Below are 23,706 nucleotides of genomic sequence, written 5' to 3'. Positions count from 1 at the left end.
CGGAATGCAAGGATCGCCCCCCGGGTCGACTCGAGCACGCGCCCCCCGCTTGCCCGAAGCGTCGTGCCGATACCGGTCGTTGTGTGTCCGCGCAAGGCTACACTCCGCGCTGGGTAAGGAGATCTCCCTTCCGCCCATCGCCTCAGCCTCCGGACCCAAGCCTGCAGGACGCATCGAACCGGACAGGACTAGCGAGGAGTGCAATGCGGGTGACGCTGGTGGTTCCGTGTTTCAACGAGGTCGAGGTCCTCGCCCGCTTTCACGACGCGGTCAGCCGTGAACTGAAGGCGACCAGCGAGCCGTACGAGATCATCTACGTCGACGACGGCAGCCGCGACGGCACCCTCGACGCGATCCTCGGCATCGCCGCCGCGGACCACGCCGTGCGCTACCTGTCCTTCAGCCGCAACTTCGGCAAGGAATCGGCGATGCTCGCGGGCCTGCGGCATGCCGGCGGCGACGCGGTCATCCTGATGGACGCCGACCTGCAGCACCCACCCGAACTGATCAGCCGGATGCTCGAACTGCACGCCCGCGGCTTCGACCAGGTGGTGGCGAAGCGGACCCGGGCCGGTGTTCCGGCCGGCCAGCGGATCGCGGCCCGGACGTACTACTGGCTGATCAACCGTTGGGCCGACGTCGAACTCGTCGACGGGGTGGGCGACTTCAGGCTGATCTCCCGCCGGGCGGTCGACGGGCTGCTCAAGCTGGAGGAGTACAACCGGTTCTCCAAGGGCCTGTTCGCCTGGATCGGCTTCGAGTCGGTCGTCTTCGAGTACGAGAACGTGCAGCGCGAGACCGGCAAGAGTCGGTGGACCTTTCGCAAGCTGTTCGAGTACGGGCTGGACGGGCTGCTCTCGTTCAACAACAAGCCGCTGCGGGTGGCGATCTACTTCGGCCTGGGGCTCACCGCGATCGCCGTCCTCTACGCGATCTGGGTGGTGGGGGTCGCGGCCACCCAGGGCGTGAAGATGCCGGGATACGTCACCCTGATCGCCGCGATCGTCGGGCTCGGCGGGATCCAGATGGTGATGCTCGGCGTGATCGGCGAGTACATCGGCCGGATCTACTACGAGACCAAGCACCGGCCGCACTACCTGATCAAGGAGAGCAACCTGACTCCGCCAGGGGTGGTGATCGGCGGCGCGGCCACCTCGACCTACAAGCTTGAGAGCCGCGACCAGAACCGCCTCGACCGCCTCGACCGCACCGACTGACCGTACTCCGAACCGCCCGCGGCCCCGCCGTACTGCGTGACGCCCCTCACCGGGCACGAGGAACAGCCGGGGACAAGACGAACGCCGGCCCCGGGTGGACGAGCCACCCGGGGCCGGCGTACGCAGTACCGGATCCGCTGGGGATCAGGCGGTCAGGCGCTCCTCGGTGGAGGCCGAGAAGAGGTGCAGCTTGTCCGGCTCCGCTGCCAGGTGGATGGTCGAACCCTTCTCGACCTTCATCCGGGCGTCGATCCGGGCGACGATCTGCTGGTGCTCGTTGTTGTGCTCGGCGGTGCCGTAGAGGAACGCGTCGGCGCCGAGCTCCTCGATCACGGCGACCTTGACCGGCAGGCCCTGGTCGGCGACCTTGAAGGCCTCCGGCCGCACACCCAGGGTCAGGGTCTTGTCGTTGCCGGCCTTGGCGAGCAGCGACCGCTCGACCGGGACGGTGTAGTCACCCAGCTTGGCGCCACCGTCGACCAGGTCCGCGTCGAGCAGGTTCATCGCGGGCGAGCCGATGAAGCCGGCCACGAACTTGTTCTTCGGGTGGTCGTACAGGTTCAGCGGGGTGTCGACCTGCTGGAGCAGACCGTCCTTCAGCACGGCGACCCGGTCGCCCATCGTCATGGCCTCGACCTGGTCGTGGGTGACGTAAACGGTGGTGACGCCGAGACGCTGCTGCAGCTCGGCGATCTGCGTACGGGTCTGGACCCGCAGCTTGGCGTCGAGGTTCGACAGCGGCTCGTCCATCAGGAAGACCTGCGGGTTACGCACGATCGCGCGGCCCATCGCGACACGCTGACGCTGACCACCCGAGAGGGCCTTCGGCTTGCGGTCGAGGTACTCCTCCAGGCCGAGGAGCTTGGCGGCCTCCATCACGCGCTTGGCGCGGTCATCCTTGGAGACACCCTGCATCTTCAGTGCGAAGCCCATGTTGTCCGCGACGGACATGTGCGGGTAGAGAGCGTAGTTCTGGAACACCATCGCGATGTCCCGCTCTTTCGGCGGGCGGTGGGTGACATCGCGGTCGCCGATGTAGATCGAACCCTCGTTGACCTCTTCGAGGCCGGCGAGCATCCGGAGCGAGGTGGACTTGCCGCAACCCGACGGGCCGACGAGCACCATGAACTCGCCGTCCTCGATCTCGAGGTTGAGCTTGTCGACGGCGGGCGTCTCAGAACCGGGGTAGACCCGGGTCGCCGCCTTGAACGAGACAGTAGCCATGACTGTGTACCTTCCTTCACCGGCAGGAACGTGCCGGACGATCCGAGTAAAGGCCCCCGGGCGGGGGTGCGTTCATCCTCACCTGAGCGGCAGCTCCTGACAAGGTGTACGGCGTGTGAGATGTCCGTACTGTTCACCTGGTGGACAGTTCCGCGCAGACTGGGCGCGACGGGAGTCTGCAAGATCTTGCAGCATCTTGCTGCAAGAACAACGATCGGTGGGTAGGGTGCCGCCGTGAGCAGTAGAGCGAGGCTGGCCGACATCGCGGTCAAGGCGGGGGTCAGCGAGGCGACCGTGTCCCGGGTCCTGAACGGCAAACCAGGTGTCGCCGAGGACACCAAACAGGCGGTGCTGACCGCACTGGACGTGCTCGGCTTCGAGCGGCCGACCCGGTTGCGGCGCCGCTCGGCCGGCCTGATCGGGCTGGTGATGCCCGAGCTGATCAACCCGATCTTCCCGGCCTTCGCCCAGGTGATCGAGTCCGCCCTGTCGCAGCGCGGCTTCACCCCGGTGCTGTGCACCCAGTCGCCGTCCGGCGCCACCGAGGACGAGTACGTCGAGATGCTCCTCGAGCGCGGGGTGTCCGGCATCATCTTCGTCTCCGGGCTGCACGCCGACACGGGCGCGGACCACGCGCGGTACCAGTCGCTGGTGGACCGCAAGCTGCCCGTGGTGTTCGTGAACGGCTGGCTGCCGGGCGTCGAGGCACCCTTCGTCTCCTCCGACGAGGCGGCCGCGATGGAACTCGCCGTCTCCCACCTGGTTGCCCTCGGCCACCGCCGGATCGGGTTCGCCTCGGGGCCGGAGCGGTTCATCGTCGTACAGCGCAAACTCGCCGGCTACCGCACCGCGATGAAGGCCCAGCTCGGCCTGAACGACGCCGAGGTCGACTCGATGGTCGAACTGAGCATGTTCGGCGTCGAAGGCGGAGCCGCCGCGGCCCAGCGCCTCCTCGACGTCGGCGTCAGCGCAGTCGTCTGCGGCTCCGACATGATGGCGCTAGGCGTCATCCGAGCCGCCCGCCAACGGGGCCTCGCAGTCCCCGACAACATCTCGGTAGTCGGCTACGACGACGCCCCGATGATGGAGTTCACCGACCCACCGATGACGACAGTCCGCCAACCCGTCAACGCCATGGCGCTCGCCGCAGTCCAATCCCTCCTGGAAGAGGTCCGCGGCCACACCACCCCCCACACAGAATTCCTCTTCCGCCCAGAGTTGGTAGTCCGCAGCACCACCGGCCCCCACCGCGAGGTGTAGCGCACGGGTTGGAAGAGCCAGGAGCAAAAACAGCACAAACAAAGAGACAAGAAGAGGGACACTGCGCCACGCCGGCGGAACCACCGCGCGTTCAGGCGATGGGGGAGCCGGCGTGGAGGCGTAGTACGGGACAGTACTTCGGCTCGGAACCGTCCCCTGCCGGGCGGTTCCGAGCCGAAGGTCGGGGGGCTACTTGGAGGTGTGGAATGCGGCCGCGGCGCCGAGGCTGCTGAAGCCGTTGGCCCAGAGCTGGTTGACGCGGGAGCGCTCGGCGGAGTCCGGGTAGGGGTTGGTGCAGGACGGGCCGGGGCCGCCGCCGGACATCAGCTCGGAGCACGGACCGGAGTAGTGGTCCGGCAGACCGAGTACGTGGCCGGTCTCGTGGGCAGTGATCCGGGTCGGGTCGTACTGGTCGGCCTGGGCGTAGTCCAGGAGGATGTAGCCGCTGCCGTGGCCGTCAGTGGACGCGTACGAACCGCGCGGGTCGTTGCCCTCGGTGTAGTAGAAGTCGTAGTTGCTGCCCTCGACGAGCGTCACGTTGCTGACCGAGGAGTTCCAGATCGAGGTGCTCGAGTTGATCTCGGACTGGAAGCTCGGCGCGTCGACCGCGTAGGTGACGGTGACCGCGGCGGCCTTGTTGCCGGCCTTGGCCTGCTTCGCCCGGGCGGACTTCATCACCGCGTCGTAGAACGCCTTGGTGGCGGCCTCGTCCTGCGGGGAACCGGTGTACGCCGCGACGGTGGTCGGGGACGAGCTGGGGGCCTGCGCCGTGGGGGCGGCGGCGAAGGCGGGGACGGCCAGGGCTGCGGCGGCGAGCCCGGCGAGAGAAGTCAGAATCCGGCGACGGGACATGGGAGGGCCTCACTCCGTGATCTGTGGCGGAAAGCGATCAGCGGGTTACTGATCGCTACGATCCCGGATGTTGCCAAGCCTTGAGGAGATCCACACCAGATCGGGAAGAAGTCGGGGGTTAACCCTCGTTCGCCGAGCCCGGCTCTATGACATTCATAACTCGCCGGGTATGCCGACGTTCAGAATGCGGGCGCCCGGTCCACGCTCGGCCAGTCGGTCGGCCTTGTTGTAGAGGTTGCAGCGCTGCAGGCTGAGGCAGCCGCAGCCGATACAGCCGTCCAGGTCGTCACGCAGCCGCTCGAGCTCGGAGATCCGCTGGTCGAGCCGGCTCCGCCAGGACTTCGACAAGCGGCTCCAGTCGGCGCGGGTCGGGGTCCGGTCGTCAGGCAACGAATCCAGCGCTGCCTTGATCTCGGCCAGTGCCAGCCCGACGCGTTGCGCCGCCTGGACGAAGGCGATCCGCCGCAGGGTGCTGCGCTGGTACTGCCGCTGGTTGCCGGCCGTCCGCCGCGAGTTGATCAGGCCCTGGTCCTCGTAGAAGCGCAAGGCCGACGCGGCGACGCCGGAACGGTTCGCGATCTCGCCGATCGACAACCAGTGGTCCTTGCTGGGAATGGTGTCCTCCGCCATACCGCCACCCTAGGACGCCGGGACAAGAGCTGAAGGGGACTTTAGTTGTTGGGGGTACTGCGGGGCGCTCCGTCGGCGATCCTGCGGGCGGGTGCCGCGATCGAGACCGGGGGTGCCTGGCTGGGAACACGACGAGAGTGCCTCTGTCCGGCCGTTGCCCGCCGCACGGTTCTTGCCGTTGTCTCTGCCGGACAAAAGGCACTCTCGTCGCAGGTTGTGTTGGGCTGGTGGGAATTGTGGCCGGGGTCACTTGGTTGTAGGTGGTGGAGCGATTGGGGCCCTACGCCTGTTGTTGGGTGTGGTCAAGGGGCGGAGCTGGACGGGGTATACTTTTCGGCGTCGGTGCGCGAGTCGCGTCACCAGAGCATTTCCCAGGCGCTCCGACCCGTCGGTTTCAGCATCCCGCTGATGTATCCCCGGCGACATGGGTGCAACGCGATAGCACCCGCAGGTCGATGCCTATCTCCTGCCCAGCACGTCCGGTCCGGCCAGATCTCTGGCCGGCGCTTGCGTGCGGCTCCGATCCGGCATCCGTCCGTGACGTTGAGAGAGAGATTGCGTGTCCCAGCACCACCAGGACCAGTATGTTCCCGCCGACGGCAACGACGCCGCCGATCGGGCGAAGAAGCCGCGGCACAAGAAGTTCCAGACCCAGTCGTACGGCGAGCGGATGGCCGCCGAGCTGGACGCACCGAGCACCCCGGGCACCGACCGTAGTTCGGCCCGGGTGGAGAAGCCTGTCGTGACCGAGCGCCGCGGCGGCCCCTCGCAGTACTCCGACCGTGGCAGCCGTGGCGAGCGCCGCGACGCCCCGCGTGACAACGCCGCCCGTGGCAACGACCGCCCGGTCCGCGGCTACCGCGCCGAGGTTGCGAACGACTCCCGCCCGGAGCGCCCGGCGTACTCCGAGCGTCGTCCGGCGAGCACCGGCACCTCGTCGTACCCGAAGAGCACCCGCACCGACAGCCCGTCGTACCCGAAGAGCTCGTACCAGAAGAGTTCGTACGACCGGAGCTCTTCCGACAAGCCGACCTACCGCAAGGATCGCGACGAGCGCGGCTTCGACCGCGACCCCCGCGCCGAGCGTGGCACCAAACGCACGTTCGACCGCAACGACAACCGTTCGTTCGACCGGGGCGATCGCAAGTTCGAGCAGCGCGAGCGCCCGGCCCGGGTCGAGGCGCCCGTCGACCTCGGCGAGGTTGCCGAGGGCAATGGGTTCGCCGCCCTCGGACTGGCGCCGCGGCTGGTGCAGCGGATGGCCAAGGACGGCATCACCGCGCCCTTCCCGATCCAGGAAGCCACCATTCCGGACGCGCTGGCCGGCAAGGACGTGCTCGGCCGTGGTCAGACCGGCTCCGGCAAGACCCTCGGGTTCGGCCTGCCGACGCTGATGCGGCTTGCCGGTGGCCACACCGAGTCGCGCCGCCCGCGTGGCCTCGTGTTGGTGCCGACCCGTGAGCTCGCCATGCAGGTGCACGATGCGCTCGAGCCGCTCGCCCACGTGATGGGCGTTTCGATCAAGCTGATCGCCGGCGGTCTGCCCTACCCGAAGCAGATCGATGCGCTGCGTCGCGGCGTCGACCTGCTGATCGCCACCCCCGGCCGGCTGATCGACCTGTGTGAGCAGGGCGCTGCCGACCTGGGCGCGATCGAGGTGGCCGTGCTCGACGAGGCCGACCACATGTGCGACATGGGCTTCATGCCGGCCGTCACCACGCTGCTGGACATGACGCCGCCGGAAGGCCAGCGGCTGCTGTTCTCGGCGACGCTGGACAACGACGTCGACACCATCGTGAAGACCTACCTGAAGGACCCGGTCACGCACTCGACCGAGTCCGGCCAGGCCTCCGTCACCACGATGGAGCACCATCTGCTCGTGATCGAGCCGGCGCACAAGCAGTCGCTGACGGCCGAGCTGGCCAGCCGCGACGGCCGGACCATCGTGTTCGTCCGCACCAAGCTGGGCGCCGACCGCGTCGCCACCCAACTGCGCGACCGTGGCGTGATGGCCGCGGCGCTGCACGGCGGCCTGACCCAGGGCGCCCGCAACCGGACGCTGGACCAGTTCAAGGACGGTTCGGTACCGGTGCTGGTGGCAACGGATGTCGCGGCCCGCGGTATCCACGTCGATGACGTCGGCCTGGTCGTCCAGGCTGACCCGCCGGCCGAGCACAAGGACTACCTGCACCGCGCCGGCCGTACTGCGCGCGCCGGCGGCAAGGGTGCCGTCGTCACGCTCGTGCTGCCGCACCAGCGGCGCGGCATGATCCGGTTGGCCGAGTCGGCCGGTGTCAACACCGAGCCGGTCCGCGCCCGTCCGGGTGATGTCGTCGTGACCGAGCTGACCGGTGGCACCAAGCCGTCGGGCTACCCGGTCAAGCTGCCGGCCCCTAAGCCGACGCGTGGCAGTGGCGGCTTCAACAAGGGTGGCAAGCGCTTCGGCGGCGGCCGCTCGAACCGTGGCTATGAGGGTCGCGGTGGTTACGAAGGCCGTGGTGGCAGTGGTGGTAGCCGTCGCCCGGAGCGCTCGGGCAACGGCCCGCGCCGCCCCGAGTCCAACCGCTACGAGGGCAACAACAAGTCCTACCAGCGCTGACGTTCCAGCCCTGGCAATTCAGACAAGCCCCCGGTTCACACCGGGGGCTTTTCTGTTGCCCTGAGCTCCATTCCGAGCCGGGCCACCAGTACTTCGATCTCGTCGTCGTCGAGGGGGACGAGTTCGAGGACGAGGTGGCCGGCGGGAGCGTCGTCGGCGATCACGTAGATGGGCGGGTGGCCGGTCTGGAGCTTGGCGGCGAGAGCTGTGGCATCGATCGCGGGATCCACCGTGAGGAGCACCCGGGACAGCGGCAGGCCAGTCGCGTCGGGGAGGTCCGAGGCCGAGATCCCGGGGAACTCGTCGGCAGCACGGACGAAAGCGGCGACCTTGGCGGCCTGGTCCGCCTCCCACTTGGCCCGGTCCATCGCCTGCCACTCCTCGAGTGCCGCGAGCACGCCGACGGTCGACTCCTTCGTCGGCTTCATCCCGCGCCCGATGCCGTTCTCCTGCGCGCGAACCGCCCGGACCAGCCGCTGGGTGCCGATCACCAGACCGGCCGTCGGCGAGGCCAGGTATTTCTGCCCGCTGATCAGTACCGCGTCCGCGCCGGTGGCCAGCAGGTCCGCAGTACGGGGGAACTGGCCGGCGCCGTCGATGATCGCGGGAACTCCTCGGCGGTGTGCGGCGCGGACCGCGGCGGTCAGGTCGACGGGCTCGCCGTGGGTCAGCCGCGACGACACCAGCAGCAGGCAGGTTATGTCGGAGCCGGAGAGCGCGTCGTCCAGATCGTCTGTGCTGCAACGGTTTTCGGACCCTGCGAGCACCACGCTCGCCCCGGCCAGACGGACGGCCTGCAGGATCGACTGGCCGTAGGCAACGGCATGGCCGGCCGGCAGCACGACCCTGTTGTGCATGTCCCTGGTGTCGGGCAGGGCCGCGATCCGCTCGGGGTCGGTACCGGCCATGGCCGCCGCGATCGTGACGGTGATCGCCGCCGACGTGCAGTGGGTGACGGCACCCGCCTGGGCGCCGGTCGCGTGCGCGATCGCCTCGCTGGCCCGGTCGCCCAGCTCGTCCATCACGAAGAACTCGGGCAGGGCCTCCGCGACCGCCTCGGCCACCTTCGCTGAGCTGCGCGAGACGCCCAGCGGCGTGAAGGTCCCCTTGGCATTGATGACCTCGGTCAACCGATGCCGCTCATGTGTGCCCATGGTGCGGATCACCATAGTGGCTGACGGCACCTGTCGGCCATGGTTTGGTCACGCAAAGTTGCCGCCGGACCTCGAACAGAGTCCGGTAACGACGGCCGGGGCGCGAAGCCCCGCGCTTGCGGTTAAGGTCAGCCGGTGGCGAGTAGCAGGCGGTCGAGCATAACGGTGGTCTGCGCGGCCCTCGTGATCGTCGGGGCCTCGGGTGCGGTAGCGGTGCGCCAGGGCGACCAGAACCGGCCGGGTCCGGTCGCGGTGAGGGTGCCTGCCCCCACCATCACGTCCACCACTACGTCGCCCACCGCGTCGCCCAAGCCGACGCCGAGTCCTTCCGCTCCGACCGCGACGGTCGCGCCGATGGCTCAGGAGAACCGGCTGGTCGTCCAGAACCGGCTCTACAAGGTCGGCCGGCTGCCGGCCTCACGCTGCAAGGAACCGACCGTCCGGCCGACCTCGCTCGCCAAGGTCCGGGCCTACTACGCCCAGGCCCTCGGTTGTCTGAACAAGGCGTGGGCGCCCGCGATCCGCAAGGCGGGGTACCAGTTCTGGGCTCCCCAGTTGCAGGTGTACAGCGGTAAGTCGTCGACCTCGCCCTGCGCCCTGACCAGTACCGCGGTGTACTGCAACGGCGTCATCTACATGGACGGCAACTACGACATCAAGAACTACCGGGACTCCGACCCGATGTGGGCCCGCGCCACGATGGCCTTCCTGATCGCCCACGAGTACGGGCACCACGTGCAGGCGATGACCGGGATCCTCGTCGCGTCCGACACCCGCGAGGGCTACCTGAACGGCTCCGCGGCCCAGCTGACCGAGAGCAGGCGGCGCGAGCTGCAGGCCTCCTGCCTGAGTGGTGTCTACCTGGGCGCCGACAAGCAGTTCTTCCCGGCGCGCGGTTCGTTCCTGGACAGGTGGAAGTGGACGGTCCGCAACCGCGGCGACCAGTGGAACCCCACGCGCTCGCACGGCAACAAGACCAACCACGGCCGGTGGTCCCTCCGCGGCTTCGAAGCCGCCAATCCGTCCGCCTGCAACACCTTCACCGCCAAGCCCGCGGCCGTTTCCTGACCCCGGCAAGACAAAGACGAGGCGCTGACTAGACGGCCAGCGCGAGCAGCTGATCCGCGAAGGTCTCCAAAGCCTGTACTGCGGACGCCGTGTCGCGGTCGACCAGCCAGCCGAGCGTGACTCCGTCGGTGATGGCGAGCGTCATCCGCGCGAGCTGGTCTGCGGGGCGCTTCCACTCGGCCCCAGTCGCGGCCGAGATCTCCTGCAGGATCTCCTCGATGCCCGCGAGCTGACTGGCCCGCTGCTCCCGCGCGAGTGGCTCCGTCTCGGCATTACGCAGGGCCCAGCTGGTCAGCTCGTACGTCAGCAACTGCGCGTCCGGGGTCGCCTCGACGAGTTGCCAGAACCCGAGGAACGCGTTCCGCACGCTCTCCGCGACATCACCGCCGGGCGTGATCGCGGAGCGGGCGGCAACCACCTGCGCCTCGGCGATCACCCGGATCACCTCGTGCAGCAATTCCTCCTTCGACCGGAAGCAGTAGTGCACGATGCCGACCGAGATCCCCAGTTCCTGCGCGATCCGCCGGGTGGTGGTCGCGGCCAGCCCTTCGCGGGTGGCGACCTGGATCGCCGCCTGGACGAGCTCGGCGCGCCGCTCGTTCGCGGGTACCCGGGGCATCGGTCTCCTCTCGACCGGTCTCACAGTACGGCCTCCAGGTCAAGCGTCCAAGACTCTTGACCTGAACCTACTGGTGAGTCATCGTCAGTTTTTGACGATCCCTGCCGTCATCACCCCAGCGATGCCTCAGGTGGTGTGTCTCGCGAATGGCTTGGCACGAGCGGCGCCCAGGCGGGCGCCTCGCGGCGTTGGAGGAAAGGACACGATGGAAAAAGCATCGAGCCCTTCCCTCCGCCTTGCGATGCACCCACCCGGACACCGCTCGCGCTCAAGCCATTCGCGAGACACACCACCAGGGAGGACCCGTGACGCGCCGCCGCCCCGCTCAGCTCACCCGCGCCGTCCGTACGACGACCGCCGCCCTCGCCGTCAGCGCAGTACTGGCTGCCGGTCTGTCCACCACCAGTCAGGCCGGACCGGCCGCGGCCGCGGTACCGGTCGACTACTGCGTCGGGCAGTGCGCGGACATCGTGCCACCCGGACAGAACGGTAATGCGACCTTCACGGATCTTCTTCTTTTCAAGGGGTTCGGCACCCGCCCGCCGCACTTCAGCGACACCGTCAAGCCGTACGAGCGGCTGGTCTGGAACTCCCAGGGCATCACCGACGACGGCCTCGACGCGTACTTCGACGACGCGTCGTTCGGGGTGAGACCGGGCGATGTGGCGAGCACGATCCATCCCCGCGCGGACGTGACGATCGTGCGCGACAAGTCCCGCGGCGTCCCGCACATCACCGGCACCACCCACGAGGGGACCATGTTCGGCGCCGGGTACGCCGGGGCGCAGGACAGGCTGTTCGTGATGGACGTGTTCCGGCATCTCGGCCGCGGCCAGCTGACCCCGTTCGCGGGTGGCGCGGCCGGGAACCGCGCGTTCGAGCAGGAGTTCTGGCGGACCGCGCCGTACACCGAGGCGGAGCTGCAGAAGCAGTTCGACGACGCCGACGAGCGCTACGGCGCCAACGGGGTCAAGATGCAGAAGGACATCCAGGCCTGGGTTGACGGGGTCAACCACTACATCGACACCGTCGGGATCGCCTACCCCGGCGAGTACGTCGCGCTCGGCCTGCCGACGCCGCAACCGTGGAAGGTGACCGACGTGGTCGCCACGGCGGCCGTGGTGGCCGGCATCTTCGGCACGGGTGGTGGCGGCGAGATGGAGTCCGCGCTCGCGTTGCTCGAGGCGCAGGCGAAGTACGGCGTTGCCCAGGGCACCAAAGTGTGGGAGTCGTTCCGCTCGCAGAACGACCCGGAGGCCAACACCACCGTGCACAACGGCGCGACCTTCCCGTACGGCACGACGCCGGCCAACCCGGCCGGTCGCGCGATTCCGGATCGAGGCTCGGTGACCCCCGAGCCCGAGGTCGTCGACCAGACCGGTTCGGCCGGCCTCGCCAAGGCGCTGAAACCCAAGAGCAGCAAGGGAATCAAGCCGCCGAACAAGGCCCAGGGCAAGGAGTCCCTGAAGGGAATCTTCGACGGCGGCGTCTTCCCGGAGGGCTTCGGACCCAAGGGAATGTCGAACGCGCTGCTCGTCTCCGGCGCACACACCGAGAGCGGCAACCCGGTCGCCGTCTACGGACCCCAGACCTCGTACTTCGCTCCGCAACTCCTGCTCCGCCAGGAACTCCAGGGCCCGGGCGTCAGCTCGCGCGGGGTCGCCTTCGCGGGGCTGAACTTCTACACCTTGATCGGCCGCGGCGCGGACTACTCCTGGAGCGCCACCTCGGCCGGCCAGGACATCACCGACACGTACGCCGTCGAGTTGTGCGAGCCGGGCGGCGGGACACCCACCAAGAACTCGACGCACTACCTCTTCCGGCACCAGTGCGTCCCGATCGAGAAGCTCGAGCGGCACAACGCGTGGTACCCGAGTCTCGGGTCCTCGGAACCGGCCGGCTCCTACACGTTGGTCGCCCAGCGCACGAAGTTCGGCATCGTCACGCACCGGGGCACCGTCGGCGGGAAGCCCGTGCTGTTCACCAAGAACCGGTCGACCTACGGGAACGAGGCCGGCTCGGCGCTCGGGTTCATGCTGTTCAACGACCCGGACGCGATCCACTCCGCGCAGGACTTCCAGAACGCGGCGACGAACATCGGCTACACGTTCAACTGGTTCTACACGGACAAGACCGACATCGCCTACTTCAACTCCGGCGACAACCCGGTCCGCCCGGCCGGGGCCGATCCGAACCTGCCGACCTGGAGCACCTATGAGTGGCAGGGCTGGAACCCGGAAACCAACCGTGCGACGTACACGCCACCGGCTCAGCATCCGCAGGTGGTCAACCAGGACTACCTGACCAGCTGGAACAACAAGCAGGCGCCCGGGTTCTCCGCAGCCGACGGGAACTTCGGCTACAACTCGGTCTACCGCAGTCAACCGCTGGACGACCGCATCAAGGCGGTGATCGGGTCCGGGCAGAAGTTCAGCCGCGGCAAGTTGGTCGAGGCGATGGAGGATGCGGCGACCGTCGATCTCCGCGCGGACCAGGTGCTGCCGTATCTGCTCCGGGTGCTGAAGAGCGAGCTGATCACCGATCCCGCTGTCGCTGCCGCGGTCGCCAGGCTGGAGGCGTGGCAGGCGGCCGGCAGTCATCGGAAGACAGCCAACGAGGCGACGAAGACCTACGACCACGCCGAGGCGATCCGGATCCTCGACGCCTGGTGGCCGCTACTGGTCCCCGCGCAGTTCCAGGGTCTCGGTCCGGACCTCTACGGCGCTCTGGTGAGCGCGCAGAAGATCGACGAGCGTCCGAGTGCCCAGGGCTCGGCCTTCCAGAACGGCTGGTGGGGATTCGTCCAGCGGGACCTGCGCAAGGTCCTCGGCGACCCGGTCAAGACCCCGCAGCCGGTGACGTACTGCGGTGGTGGCTCCTTGGCCGCCTGCCGCACGGTGCTCGCCTTCTCCTTGCTGGCGGCAACCAAGGTTCCGGCGGCCACGACCTACCCGGCGACCGCGGACTGTACTGCGGGCGACCAGTACTGCGCGGACCAGATCGTGCACCAGCCGATGGGCGGAATCACCCAGGGCCGGATGACGTGGGTCAACCGGCCGACCTACCAGCAGGTGGTCGAGTTCCCGGCGCGCCGTGGTGATGACGTCAGCAACCAGGCGGTGGGCAAGACCGCCACCGCTTCCAGTTACGAGACCGGGCTGTTCAACTCGCCGCCCGCGAAGGCCGTCGACGGGGACCTGGGGACACGGTGGGCGAGCAAGTGGTCCGACCCGCAGTGGCTGAAGGTGGACCTGGGCGCCGAGCAGACGATCCGCCGTGTGGTGCTCCGGTGGGAGGCCGCGTACGGGTCGGCGTACCGGATCGAGGTGTCCCGGGACAACGTGAACTGGCAGCAGGTGTTTGCCACCGGCAACGGCGATGGCGGGGAGGACGTGGCCAGGTTCGCGGCGACCACCGCGCGGTATGTGCGGATCACCGGGACGCGGCGGGCGACGTCGTACGGGTACTCGCTCTACGAGTTCCAGGTCTACCGCCAATGACGAGCATGGGGCTGGAAAGATGACGGTATGAACCAGAACTTTCCTCCGAACCCTAACCAGCCGTACCCGCCGCAGCAGGGCTACCAGCAGGGGCCGCCGCCGGGGTACGCCCCGCCGCCCGGCTACCAGCAGGGCCCGCCGCCGCAGCAACGTGGCTACGGGCAGCCCGGGTACGGCCAGGCGCCGGGCGGGTACCAGCCGGCCCAGCAGAACGCGCCGCACGTGGCGCCGCAGGGTTCGCCGTACCCGGTGCTCGTCTCGACCATGAACGACCTGCCCGGGTACACCGCGGAGAAGGTGTTCGGCGAGGTGTTCGGGCTGACCGTGCGCAGCCGGGACTTCGGCTCGAACTTCACCGCGAGTTTCCGGTCGCTCGGCGGTGGCGAGGTGCCGGAGTACACCCAGATGCTGGCCGAGTCGCGGCACGTCGCGGTGATGCGGATGTGCCAGATGGCGCAGCAGATGGGCGCGAACGCGATCCTGGCGATGCGCTTCGACTGCAACGAGATCGCCCAGACGATGAGCGAGGTGGCCGCCTACGGCACCGCGGTGATCGTCCGCAAGGTGGAGCCGCCGCGTCCGCAGGACGTCGCCAGACCCAGTGAGGATGATGCGAGTGACAGCTGAACCCGTGTGCCCCGCACTCGACTTCGGACCCGACTTCCGTTGGGGGGTCTCGACGTCGGCGTACCAGATCGAGGGTGCCGTGACCGAGGGTGGTCGCGGCCCTTCGACCTGGGACACATTCTGCGCCTCACCGGGCGCGGTCCTGAACGGCGACACCGGGGAGGTCGCCTGCGACCACTATCACCGGTATGCCGAGGATGTCGGGCTGATGCGCGATCTCGGGGTCGACGTCTATCGGTTCTCCTTCTCTTGGCCGCGGATCCAGCCCTCTGGTGTCGGTCCGGGCAACGCCGATGGTCTCGACTTCTACGACCGGCTGATCGACTCGCTGCTGGCCGCGGGGATCCAGCCGGCGCCGACGTTGTTCCACTGGGACACCCCGCAGGCGCTCGAGGATGCCGGCGGCTGGGCGTCCCGGGACATCACTGGGCGGTTTGCCGACTACGCCGCCCTGCTGGCTGAACGCTTCGCCGACCGGGTGCCGCTGTGGATGACGATCAACGAGCCGGTGGTGCTCACCCTGCTCGGGTACGCCGTGGGTGGTCACGCGCCGGGGAAGCAGTTGGGGTTCGAGGCGCTGCCGGTGGCTCATCACCAGTTGCTCGCGCACGGCCGCGCAGTACAGGCTCTGCGGGCGGGTGGTGCGTCGAATATCGGGATCGCCTCGAACCATGCTCCGACCTGGCCGGCCAGCGACAGTCCTGAGGACGTGGCTGCCGCCGGCTTCTACGACAACCTGGTCAACTGGCTCTTCGCCGATCCGGTGCTGCTGGGTCGCTATCCCGAAGGGCTGGGGGAGGCGATGCCCGGCCCGGTCGCCGAGGACCTCGAGGTGATCTCCACCCCGATCGACTGGTTCGGCCTGAACCACTACGCGCCCGTCCGGGTCGGCGCTCCCACCGGCAACCCCGACACCGCGGCCACGGACGGCATCCCCACACCTGAAGGTCTTCCTTTCGAACCACGTGTGCTGGAGGGCTATCCGCGCACGGACTTCGGCTGGCCGGTTGTTCCCGAGGCTTTCGGGGAGATTCTGCAGACCTTCAAGACCCGGTACGGCGACCGCCTCCCGCCGATCTACATCACCGAGAACGGCTGCGCGATCAACGACGAACCGGTCGATGGCGTAGTCACCGACCAACGCCGGATCGACTACCTGGACGCCTATCTCCGGGTCCTGAAACAGTCGATCGACAACGGCATCGACGTCCGCGGCTACTTCCAGTGGTCGTTGCTGGACAACTTCGAGTGGGCCGCCGGGTACTCGCAGCGATTCGGCCTGGTGCACGTGGACTTCAAGACCCAGGCGCGCACCCCGAAAGCGTCGTACCACTGGTACCGCAACCTGATCGCCAAGAGCCGAGAATGAACCAGGAGCCGTCGGCGTCGGACGCACCGGCTTCGCCTAGCGCCGTTCCGGAGGCTGCGGCTTCGGGGGTGGGCGCTCCTCTATCCCCCACTGGAGGTTCAGCCCTTGCCGAACCGGTGGTGCCGGTTCGGCGGCGGTGGACTGCGGGTGTTGTGCTGGCGAACGTCGGGGTGTTCGCCGCCTGGCTCGGGCCGATTCAGGTGCTGCTCGCGAAGCAGTCCGATGCCATTTCTCCGGGCAACAAGGAGTTTGTCTTCGGTCTGGTCACCGGTGTCGGTGCGGCGGTCTCGGTGGTCGCGAACCCTTTGTTCGGGGCGATTTCCGACCGCACGAGATCGCGCTTCGGCCGTCGGGTGCCGTGGGTGCTTGCGGGTGCGCTCGGCGGGGCGGTGGGGTTGCTGGTGCTGGCGGGCGCTGGTGCGGTCGCGTGGATGCTGCTCGGCTGGTGCCTGGTGCAACTGTTCTGCAACGCGTTGCTGGCGGCAATCACCGCCGCTGTGCCGGACCGGGTGCCGAAGCTCCAGCGCGGACTCGTCGGCGGTTGGGTCGCGCTCGCCCAGACGCTCGGTGCGCTGGTGGGAGTCGGACTGGCCACCGTTGTCGGAGGGGTCGGCGTCGGCTATATCGCTTGTGCCGCCTTCCTGCTCGTCTCGGTGATTCCTTATCTGCTGATCAGCGGCGACCAGCAGTTGACCGAGCGGCCCGCGCTGGTGTGGCGTGAATTCTTCGCCGGGTTCTGGGTGAGCCCTCGGCGCTTTCCCGACTTTGGGTGGGCGTGGTTGACGCGCTTCCTGCTCAACCTCGGCAATGCGCTCGGCACGCTGTACCTGTTCTTCTACCTGCAGGACGCGGTCGGCTACGACGATCCCGATACCGGCGTACTGATCCTGACCGCCATCTACAGCCTCTGCGTGATCCTGACGGCCGTCGCCTCCGGTAGTTGGTCGGACCGCCTGGCCCGCCGGAAGGTCTTCGTGACTTGGGCGGGCGTCGTGATGGCGCTAGGCGGCGTGGTGCTCGCGATCTGGCCGACCTGGTCCGGCGCGCTGGTGGGAGCCGTCGTCCTCGGTATCGGCTTCGGCGTGTACCTGTCGGTGGACTTCGCCCTGCTCACGGAGGTCCTGCCGAGCGCGCGCGACCGAGCGAAGGACCTCGGCGTGATCAACATCGCGAACTCCCTGCCGCAGGTGATTGCTCCCGCTATCGCAGCACCTGTGGTGCGCTTCCTTGGCGGCTACCCGGTGCTGTACGTACTAGCCGCCGCGGTGACGCTGCTAGGCGCAGTACTGGTTCGGCAAGTCAGGTCGGTCGCTTAGTCTGCTTGCTATGCCGCTGTATTCCTTTGAGGGCGTCAGCCCGACCGTCCACCCGGAAGCCTGGATCGCGCCGACCGCCACCCTGGTCGGTGACGTCGTCGTCGAGAAGGGCGCCTCGATCTGGTACGGCGTGGTGATCCGCGCCGACCTCGGCCGGATCGTCATCCGCGAGGGTGCGAACATCCAGGACAACTCGGTGATCCACGTCGGCGACGGGGTCTGCGAGGTCGGCCGGAACGCCACCGTCGGTCACCAGTGCCTCGTGCACGACTGCGTGGTCGGCGACCAGGCCCTGATCGGCAACGGCGCGATCGTGCTCGACGGCGCCGTGGTCGGCGAGCGCACTCTCATCGCCGCCGGCGCCACCGTCACGCCCGGCTCGGTGATCCCGCCCGAGTCCGTCGCGCTCGGCAGCCCGGCGAAGAAGATCATCCCGCTGGAAGGCACCGCCAAGCTCTTCGTCGACCACAACGCCGCCGTCTACCACGACCTCGCCCGCCGCCACGCGGCCTCTGTCGAGCTAGTCGCCGAGTAGCTCCGGCGCGAGTCCCTGGGCGTCGAAGGCCTCGACCTTCTTGACCGCGGGCGCCTTGGCCGGGACCACGAGAGCGAAGAAGCGCTGGCTTCGGGAGGCCGGCGTACCCGTCGCGGGTGCCTGGTACGTCGTACCGTTCGCCAGGGTGATCTTGACCGAACGGGCGCCGTAGTGGGTCGCTCCGTAGACCAGGCTGTAGTTGAGCTCAGTCAGTTCGGGCTTCGTGCCGCTGGTGGCTGTTTGCGCGCGCCAGTCGACCCTGGCGTGCGGCTCGGGACGGTCGAAGCAGGCCGCCGCGTCGAACACTCCCTGCGGGATCACCTCCAGACAGCCGGCTTCCGAGGTCGTGGGACCGGCCTGGTAGGACACCATGCCCCAAGGACGGCCGTTCAGCCTGGTCTCGGTCTGCACGTAGTAGCCGTGCGGGCGGAAGGCGTTCGCGTCGGGCAGCTTTGTGTACATCTGGTTCAGCCAGGGCTGGGGGAGCGGGAAGCTCGGCAGGTTCGCCCGCTCTTGGCGCGGCGGGTTCTCGCTGACGACCTTGCCGGTCTTCGGGTCCATGACGATCGTTCTAGTAGGCGTGGGGAGCCCGGCCACCGGAGGTTCGCTCTGCGGGGTGGCGGCGAGTGTCTGGATCGCCAGGATTACCCCGGCGGTGACTACGGCAACGCCCGCCAGCGACCCCGCAGTACGGCGTCTCCTGAGTCGACGGACGCGGTCATTCACCAGTGCGGCTGGATCGGACGGGCCGGTCGAAGGATCTGCCAGGTCGAGCAGGCCGTCGCGCAGGCGTTCTAGCTGGTCTTGGTTCATCGGTGCACCTCCTGAGCGTGGTTGTCGAGGGCCTTCCGGAGTACTGCGAGGCCGCGGCTGGCGTGCGACTTCACCGTGCCGACGGAGCAGCCGAGCAGTTCGGCGACCTCCTGCTCGGGCAGGTCCTCGGCGTACCGGAGGAAGATCACCACTCGTTGCATGGGGCTGACTTTTCGGAGCGCCTGCTTCAGCGCGTTGCGGTCGTCCACCTGGGTTGTGGGTGTCGCTTCGGCCCGTGTGGCGGCAGGCTGCCCGGCTTCGGGCTCGGCGGTCGCCTGCTCTCCCCACCACTTGCGCCGCCGCCGGGAGAGGAAGGTGTTCAGCACGATCTTGCGGAGATAGGCGTCCGGGTTGCCGTCAGCCACCCGGCTCCACCGGAACCACAGCTTCGCCAACGCCTCCTGCGCCAGATCCTCCGCATACCCGTGATCCAGCGTCAGCCCGACCGCCAACCGCACGGTCGAGCCCCACCGAGCCCGCACAAACTCGTCAAACCCATCCTGATCCCGCATCCATTCACCCCTCTCACCTGATCAACCCCCAACCCCCCTCCCAGGTTGAGGTCCCCGCGGGGTCAGCGCTGGTGCGGCCGGCCTCCGCCGGTGCTGCCGCGGTGCAGTGTGAGTGCGGTGCGGGTTCTCTGCCGGTTCGGTGCGGGGTTGGGGCGGTTGCGGTTACTGTTCGGTTCGGGAGGGATAGAGATGGCTGAAACACAGCAGTCGGTCGGGCTTCGCAGCCGGTGGTTTGCGATCGTCGCCTTCGCACTGGTCGGCGCCTCAACCCAGCTCGTCTGGCTGAACTTCGCCGGCGTCACCACGGTTGCCGCCGAGCGCTATGGCGTCTCGGAGAACGCCATCGGCTGGCTGGCCCAGGTCTTCCCTCTCCTGTACGTCGTGCTCGCGATCCCGGCCGGCCTGATCCTCGACCGGTGGTTCCGCAGCGGCTTGCTCGTCGGCGCCGTCCTGACTGCACTGGGCGCCTGCCTGCGGCTCATCGGCGACGACTACGGCTGGCTGCTGGCGGGCCAGATCGTTGCCTCGGTCGCCCAGCCGCTGGTCCTCAACGCCGTCACCGGCATCACCGGCCGCTACCTCGCCGAGAAGGACCGCCCGACCGGGATCGCCGCCGGCACCGCCAGCATCTTCGCCGGCATGGTGATCGCCTTCCTCCTCGCCGCCATATTTGCCGACGGCAACCAGCTGCCGACCATGCTCATCCTGACGGCGATCTTCTCGGTGGTCTCCGCGCTCGTCCTGCTCGTTGCGCTGCGCAAACCAGGCGAGCACAAGGCAGAGCACCGTCGCCCGGATCGCAGCGCCCTGAAGGTGGCGTGGGGCGACTCGCTGATCCGCCGGCTCTGCGTGCTGGCGATATTCCCGTTCGGGGTCTTCGTCGCCATGACCACCTTCGCCCAGGCCCTGCTGGAACCTGCCGGAGTCAGTGGCGAGACGGCGAGCACGATCCTCCTGGTCAACGTAGTCGCCGGCGTGATCGGCTGTGCGGTGATCCCGGTGATCGTGGTCAGGCATCGCGCGGAGTCCGCCCTGCTCGTGATGAGCCTGCTGCTGACCGCACTCGCCTGCGTGGCCCTCGCGTTCGTGCCCAGCGCGCTGATGGGATTCGTCGCCATCACGGTGATCGGGTTCCTGCTGCTGCCCGCCCTGCCGATCGTGCTCGAACTGGTCGAGCGCCGTACCGGTGAAGCCGAAGGAACCGGCGCCGGCCTGATCTGGATGGCGGGCAACCTGGGCGGACTCCTCGTCGCGATCGTGGTCGGCCTGCTGGTGGATCACCCGATGGCGGCGTTCCTGGTGATGGCGGCGGTCGCGCTGATCGCAGTACCGGGCGCACGTGCCCTGCGAGGTCCTATCGCCGCGCTTGAACCCGTAGAGCGATAGCGGTCGCGGCCGTCGCCAGGAGACCGCCGACGCCCGCGGCGATGAAGGTCACCCGGGCGTTGGTGTGCTCGAGCAGAAGACCACCGAAGACGTACGAGATCCCCGCCGCCAGGCCGATCGCGCCGTACAGATTGCCGAAGACGCGGCCGAGCATCGCCGGCGGTACAACGCGCTGCAGGTGCGTGTTGATCGCTACGTCGAGCGCGGCGATGCCGACTCCCCGGATGGTCTGCAGGGCGAGCGCCGCCCAGATCGCCCAGGCCAACCCGGTGAAGAGGTTGCCCAGACTGCTGATCGCGAGACCCGCGATGAGGAGCACGGGCATCGCGAAGCGGCTCGCGTACCTGGTGAGCAACGCGTAGCCCACGACCAGGCCGATCCCGACCCCGGCATACAAGGTCGCCGCGGCGGAGTCCCCGCCGTGCAGTTCGTCCTTCGCGAGGAACACCATCGCCACGTCGTCCACTCCGTTGAACGCCACCACCGCGAAGAACCCGAGGCCGATCACCCGCACCGTCTTCGTCTTCCAGATGTAGCCGAGGCCGTCGCGCGCGTTGCGGAGTACCGACGTACCGGAGTGTTCGTTGCTCGGCGGCAGACTCGGCAAGCCCATGAGCAGGACCGCGGACACGAAGAACGTCGCCGCGTCGATCAGCAGGATCCCGCGCACGTCGAGAACCAGGAACAACGCTGCCGCCACCAACGGCCCGATCGCCTCGAGCCCGTAGGTGCCGGCCCCAAGCGTCGAGTTGGCCGTCTCCAGGTCCTTGTCCGCCACCAACGCCGGCACCGCGCTCCGGCTGCTCGCTTGGAACACCTGCGCCACCAGGCTCCGGACCGCCACCAGCACCAACAACACCGGCAACGGCGGCAACGCCACCGCCATCACCACCACGAGGACCCCCTGCGCCAGATCGCACCCCACCATCACCTTGCGCAGATCAATCCGATCCCCGACCACCCCCGCGAACGCCCCGAACAACCCCGGCGTGAAGTCCCCGGCCAGCAACAACAACGCCACCGCCAACGCAGCCCCCGTAACCCCCTCGACGTACAACAGCAGCGCCACCAGCCCCAGCGAGTCCCCCAAGAACGACACCGCCCGAGCCACGAACAACCGCCGAAACCCTCGATTCCCGCGCAACACCCCGACCCCACCCACCGCACCCCTCCTCCACCTCCCGACCCTGCCCACCAGATCCTCTAAGATGATTCAGCAACACCGGGGGACCCACAGTCCCACCCGCCGACGTGGCGCAATTGGTAGCGCACCGCTCTTGTAAAGCGGTGGTTAGGGGTTCGAGTCCCCTCGTCGGCTCTCTGACCAGGCAATATGCCTGTCGGCTCATGAGTCAGAAGCCTCCTGCCCATGGTTTACCCCATGATTTTGGCGCTCCTGGTGCTCCGGCATCGCTCCGGCGAGGGCGTGGGCGGCCTCCGGATTGCGGGCTCTCCGAGCAAAGTAGACATCCTGTGTCATGGATGGGCGGGACTGGCCGAGCTGGTCGGCTACCTGCCGTGCGGTCTGTCCCGCCTCGTCCAGGAGCGTCGCCGTTGTCTTCCGGAAGTTGTGCGAGGTCACCCAGGACAGTTCGTCAGCAATCGTCGGTTGACCAGCCGAGCTGACCACGTCCATCAACGATGCGCGTGACGACCGGGACAGCCGGTAGGCATCTGCCAGCACACGAGCCTCGGCCAGGTCCACCCGCACTCGCCCAGTTTCGATGAGACTGAGCCGGTTCTTCGACCATCCCAACCGCTCCGCGGCTTCAACCTGCTTGAGGCCGGCCTCCCGACGAGCCTTGCCGAGCAAGCGGCCCAATTCACGACGGAGCTCATTGCCGATTGGCTGTCGAGCTAGGCGAAGGTCCTTGCGGACGTTGTTCGGGTCCCGAAAGCCACCCAGAGCGTCTAGGAAGACTGGATCCTCCAGCCGGACGCCCGAACTGAAGCGCCGCTGAAGCATGGCCATCGCCCAGGGCGGCAAAGTCAGGACACGCTGACCCGCACGCGACTTCGTGCGCCGCCTAACGAGTCCCTGACCTTTGATGCGGTTGATCTGCGAGGTGACAGCTACTTCGCTCCTCTTGAAGTCAACTTCAGTCCACAGGACAGCCAATGACTCTGCAATCCGAACGCCGGTGGCCAGCAGGAACATCGAGAGGTCGGGAATGTCCGCCCGAATGGCTCGCTCGTCCTTCGCCAGCATCGCGAACCACTTGACGCGGTCTTCATCCGTTAGCGATCTCGGAGCTTTCTGCGGCGAAGCATCGAGGGATTCCAGTTCCCTGACTGGATTGGCCAGAATCGCCCCGTGTCGCACGGCAAGCGAAAGAACCCCAGAGATGACGCTCTTGCAGGTCTTCGCAGACACCGCGCCGACCTCGTCCTTGATTGCGGTGATGACCTTGTCCAGCAGCGGGGTTGTTGCCTCGCCCAACCGCACTTCGCCGATACGGGGCAGGATGTTGCTCTTGAGTTGCTGCTGATAGGTGTAGAGCGTGCCCGGTGAACGCTTGTCGTCCTTCACCATGGACTCGAGCTTCGCCAGGTAGACGTCAGCGGCAACGGTGAATCGTGTCAGCGAGGTTAGCGTGCCGGAGCTTGCGAGCTGTGACCGTTCCCTGAGCTTCGACACTAGGTTGGATTCTGCCGCCGTCCGGCTCTTTCCGTAGGCCTCAACCTGTCGCGTGCGACCGTCGTAGTCTCGGTAACCGGCCACTGCCCGGAAGCTGTCGGCTTTGCCCTTGTCGTTGGTGTGAGCCACGTAGGTCCGCACTTTGCCCCAGGTGCCGAGAGGTAGCGGCTTCCTTGCCATCGTCCCGCGCCCGACCTAGGACGCAGACTTCTGGGCGTTGAACCAGGCAACGACATCTTCCGGGTCATATCGCAGATGCTTGCCGACCCGAACGCCAGCAGGGCCGTAGTTGTGGCAACGCCACTTGTACAACGTCTTGACGGGTACACCGAGGTACTCTGCGACATCCTCAACGGTCCATCGCCGCTGAACGCTGGTAGCCATCGT

The 23,706-nt window shown here is 67.9% G+C and carries 21 protein-coding genes and 1 tRNA gene; 11 read left to right on the top strand and 11 right to left on the bottom strand.

What is annotated here, in order from left to right; all coding sequences use genetic code 11:
* Positions 1 to 203 precede the first annotated feature (203 nt).
* Entirely contained in the window at positions 204 to 1,217 is a 1,014-nt protein-coding gene (locus EV648_RS16815) for a glycosyltransferase family 2 protein (protein ID WP_132291726.1), read from the top strand.
* Between the two features lie 144 nt (positions 1,218 to 1,361).
* On the opposite strand, the gene EV648_RS16810 is transcribed toward EV648_RS16815, so the two are convergent.
* Entirely contained in the window at positions 1,362 to 2,441 is a 1,080-nt protein-coding gene (locus EV648_RS16810; protein WP_132291723.1) for an ABC transporter ATP-binding protein, read from the bottom strand.
* Positions 2,442 to 2,675: 234 nt separating this feature from the next.
* On the opposite strand from EV648_RS16810, the gene EV648_RS16805 reads away from it, so the two are divergent.
* Positions 2,676 to 3,701 (top strand): LacI family DNA-binding transcriptional regulator, encoded by a 1,026-nt coding sequence (locus EV648_RS16805; protein WP_132291720.1) that lies wholly within the window; start codon positions 2,676 to 2,678, stop codon positions 3,699 to 3,701.
* 189 nt (positions 3,702 to 3,890) lie between these two features.
* Here the strand turns inward: EV648_RS16805 and snpA are convergent, their stop codons facing one another.
* Together snpA and soxR are read right to left on the bottom strand one after the other, a co-directional pair.
* Positions 3,891 to 4,553, bottom strand: coding sequence for a snapalysin (gene snpA, locus EV648_RS16800; protein ID WP_132291717.1), 663 nt, complete (start codon positions 4,551 to 4,553; stop codon positions 3,891 to 3,893).
* A 153-nt stretch (positions 4,554 to 4,706) separates the two neighbouring features.
* A complete protein-coding gene (soxR, locus tag EV648_RS16795) occupies positions 4,707 to 5,183 on the bottom strand; it encodes a redox-sensitive transcriptional activator SoxR (RefSeq protein ID WP_132291714.1) in 477 nt (158 codons plus the stop codon).
* Between the two features lie 559 nt (positions 5,184 to 5,742).
* Here soxR and EV648_RS16790 point away from each other — a divergent pair.
* Entirely contained in the window at positions 5,743 to 7,782 is a 2,040-nt protein-coding gene (locus EV648_RS16790) for a DEAD/DEAH box helicase (RefSeq protein ID WP_132291711.1), read from the top strand.
* Between the two features lie 35 nt (positions 7,783 to 7,817).
* Here the strand turns inward: EV648_RS16790 and EV648_RS16785 are convergent, their stop codons facing one another.
* Together EV648_RS16785 and EV648_RS16780 are read right to left on the bottom strand one after the other, a co-directional pair.
* A complete protein-coding gene (locus EV648_RS16785) occupies positions 7,818 to 8,936 on the bottom strand; it encodes an aminotransferase class V-fold PLP-dependent enzyme (protein WP_132291708.1) in 1,119 nt (372 codons plus the stop codon).
* A gap of 128 nt (positions 8,937 to 9,064) precedes the next feature.
* The gene (locus tag EV648_RS16780; protein WP_132291705.1) at positions 9,065 to 9,247 is read right to left on the bottom strand and encodes a hypothetical protein; all 183 of its coding nucleotides are present in this window, start codon (positions 9,245 to 9,247) and stop codon (positions 9,065 to 9,067) included.
* Between the two features lie 43 nt (positions 9,248 to 9,290).
* Between EV648_RS16780 and EV648_RS16775 the strand changes: the two genes are divergently transcribed.
* Entirely contained in the window at positions 9,291 to 10,004 is a 714-nt protein-coding gene (locus EV648_RS16775) for a neutral zinc metallopeptidase (RefSeq protein ID WP_132291702.1), read from the top strand.
* Between the two features lie 28 nt (positions 10,005 to 10,032).
* Here the strand turns inward: EV648_RS16775 and EV648_RS16770 are convergent, their stop codons facing one another.
* Complete coding sequence (locus tag EV648_RS16770; protein ID WP_132291699.1) at positions 10,033 to 10,623, bottom strand: TetR/AcrR family transcriptional regulator; 591 nt, start codon at positions 10,621 to 10,623, stop codon at positions 10,033 to 10,035.
* Positions 10,624 to 10,928: 305 nt separating this feature from the next.
* Between EV648_RS16770 and EV648_RS16765 the strand changes: the two genes are divergently transcribed.
* The 5 genes from EV648_RS16765 to EV648_RS16745 all read left to right on the top strand — a co-directional run bounded on the left by EV648_RS16765 (position 10,929) and on the right by EV648_RS16745 (position 17,970).
* A complete protein-coding gene (locus EV648_RS16765; RefSeq protein ID WP_132291696.1) occupies positions 10,929 to 14,123 on the top strand; it encodes a penicillin acylase family protein in 3,195 nt (1,064 codons plus the stop codon).
* Between the two features lie 27 nt (positions 14,124 to 14,150).
* Positions 14,151 to 14,750, top strand: coding sequence for a YbjQ family protein (locus EV648_RS16760; protein ID WP_132291693.1), 600 nt, complete (start codon positions 14,151 to 14,153; stop codon positions 14,748 to 14,750).
* Positions 14,740 to 16,119: a GH1 family beta-glucosidase gene (locus EV648_RS16755; RefSeq protein WP_241995263.1), complete on the top strand. Its 1,380-nt coding sequence runs from the start codon at positions 14,740 to 14,742 to the stop codon at positions 16,117 to 16,119. Before EV648_RS16760 ends, EV648_RS16755 begins: the two co-directional genes overlap by 11 nt.
* A gap of 152 nt (positions 16,120 to 16,271) precedes the next feature.
* Entirely contained in the window at positions 16,272 to 17,435 is a 1,164-nt protein-coding gene (locus EV648_RS16750) for an MFS transporter (RefSeq protein WP_241995261.1), read from the top strand.
* 10 nt (positions 17,436 to 17,445) lie between these two features.
* Complete coding sequence (locus EV648_RS16745) at positions 17,446 to 17,970, top strand: gamma carbonic anhydrase family protein (RefSeq protein WP_132291684.1); 525 nt, start codon at positions 17,446 to 17,448, stop codon at positions 17,968 to 17,970.
* Here EV648_RS16745 and EV648_RS16740 read toward each other — a convergent pair.
* A complete protein-coding gene (locus EV648_RS16740; RefSeq protein WP_132291681.1) occupies positions 17,956 to 18,783 on the bottom strand; it encodes a hypothetical protein in 828 nt (275 codons plus the stop codon). The genes EV648_RS16745 and EV648_RS16740 overlap by 15 nt on opposite strands.
* Positions 18,780 to 19,295 (bottom strand): SigE family RNA polymerase sigma factor, encoded by a 516-nt coding sequence (locus tag EV648_RS16735; RefSeq protein ID WP_132291678.1) that lies wholly within the window; start codon positions 19,293 to 19,295, stop codon positions 18,780 to 18,782. Before EV648_RS16735 ends, EV648_RS16740 begins: the two co-directional genes overlap by 4 nt.
* 189 nt (positions 19,296 to 19,484) lie before the next feature.
* On the opposite strand from EV648_RS16735, the gene EV648_RS16730 reads away from it, so the two are divergent.
* Positions 19,485 to 20,681, top strand: coding sequence for an MFS transporter (locus EV648_RS16730; RefSeq protein WP_132291675.1), 1,197 nt, complete (start codon positions 19,485 to 19,487; stop codon positions 20,679 to 20,681).
* Here EV648_RS16730 and EV648_RS16725 read toward each other — a convergent pair.
* On the bottom strand, positions 20,650 to 21,792 hold the full coding sequence (locus tag EV648_RS16725) for an MFS transporter (RefSeq protein ID WP_305000059.1): 1,143 nt from the start codon (positions 21,790 to 21,792) through the stop codon (positions 20,650 to 20,652). The genes EV648_RS16730 and EV648_RS16725 overlap by 32 nt on opposite strands.
* Positions 21,793 to 21,926: 134 nt before the next feature.
* On the opposite strand from EV648_RS16725, the gene EV648_RS16720 reads away from it, so the two are divergent.
* Positions 21,927 to 21,999 (top strand) — tRNA-Thr (locus EV648_RS16720).
* Between the two features lie 27 nt (positions 22,000 to 22,026).
* On the opposite strand, the gene EV648_RS16715 is transcribed toward EV648_RS16720, so the two are convergent.
* Both EV648_RS16715 and EV648_RS16710 read right to left on the bottom strand, forming a co-directional pair.
* Positions 22,027 to 23,448 (bottom strand): helix-turn-helix domain-containing protein, encoded by a 1,422-nt coding sequence (locus EV648_RS16715; protein WP_158294003.1) that lies wholly within the window; start codon positions 23,446 to 23,448, stop codon positions 22,027 to 22,029.
* A gap of 66 nt (positions 23,449 to 23,514) precedes the next feature.
* Positions 23,515 to 23,703, bottom strand: coding sequence for an AlpA family transcriptional regulator (locus EV648_RS16710; RefSeq protein ID WP_132291669.1), 189 nt, complete (start codon positions 23,701 to 23,703; stop codon positions 23,515 to 23,517).
* Positions 23,704 to 23,706: the final 3 nt, after the last annotated feature.

The organism is Kribbella sp. VKM Ac-2568, assembly GCF_004345365.1.
Classification (GTDB): Bacteria; Actinomycetota; Actinomycetes; order Propionibacteriales; family Kribbellaceae; genus Kribbella; species Kribbella orskensis.
This window is presented reverse-complemented; position numbering and strand designations above follow the sequence as displayed.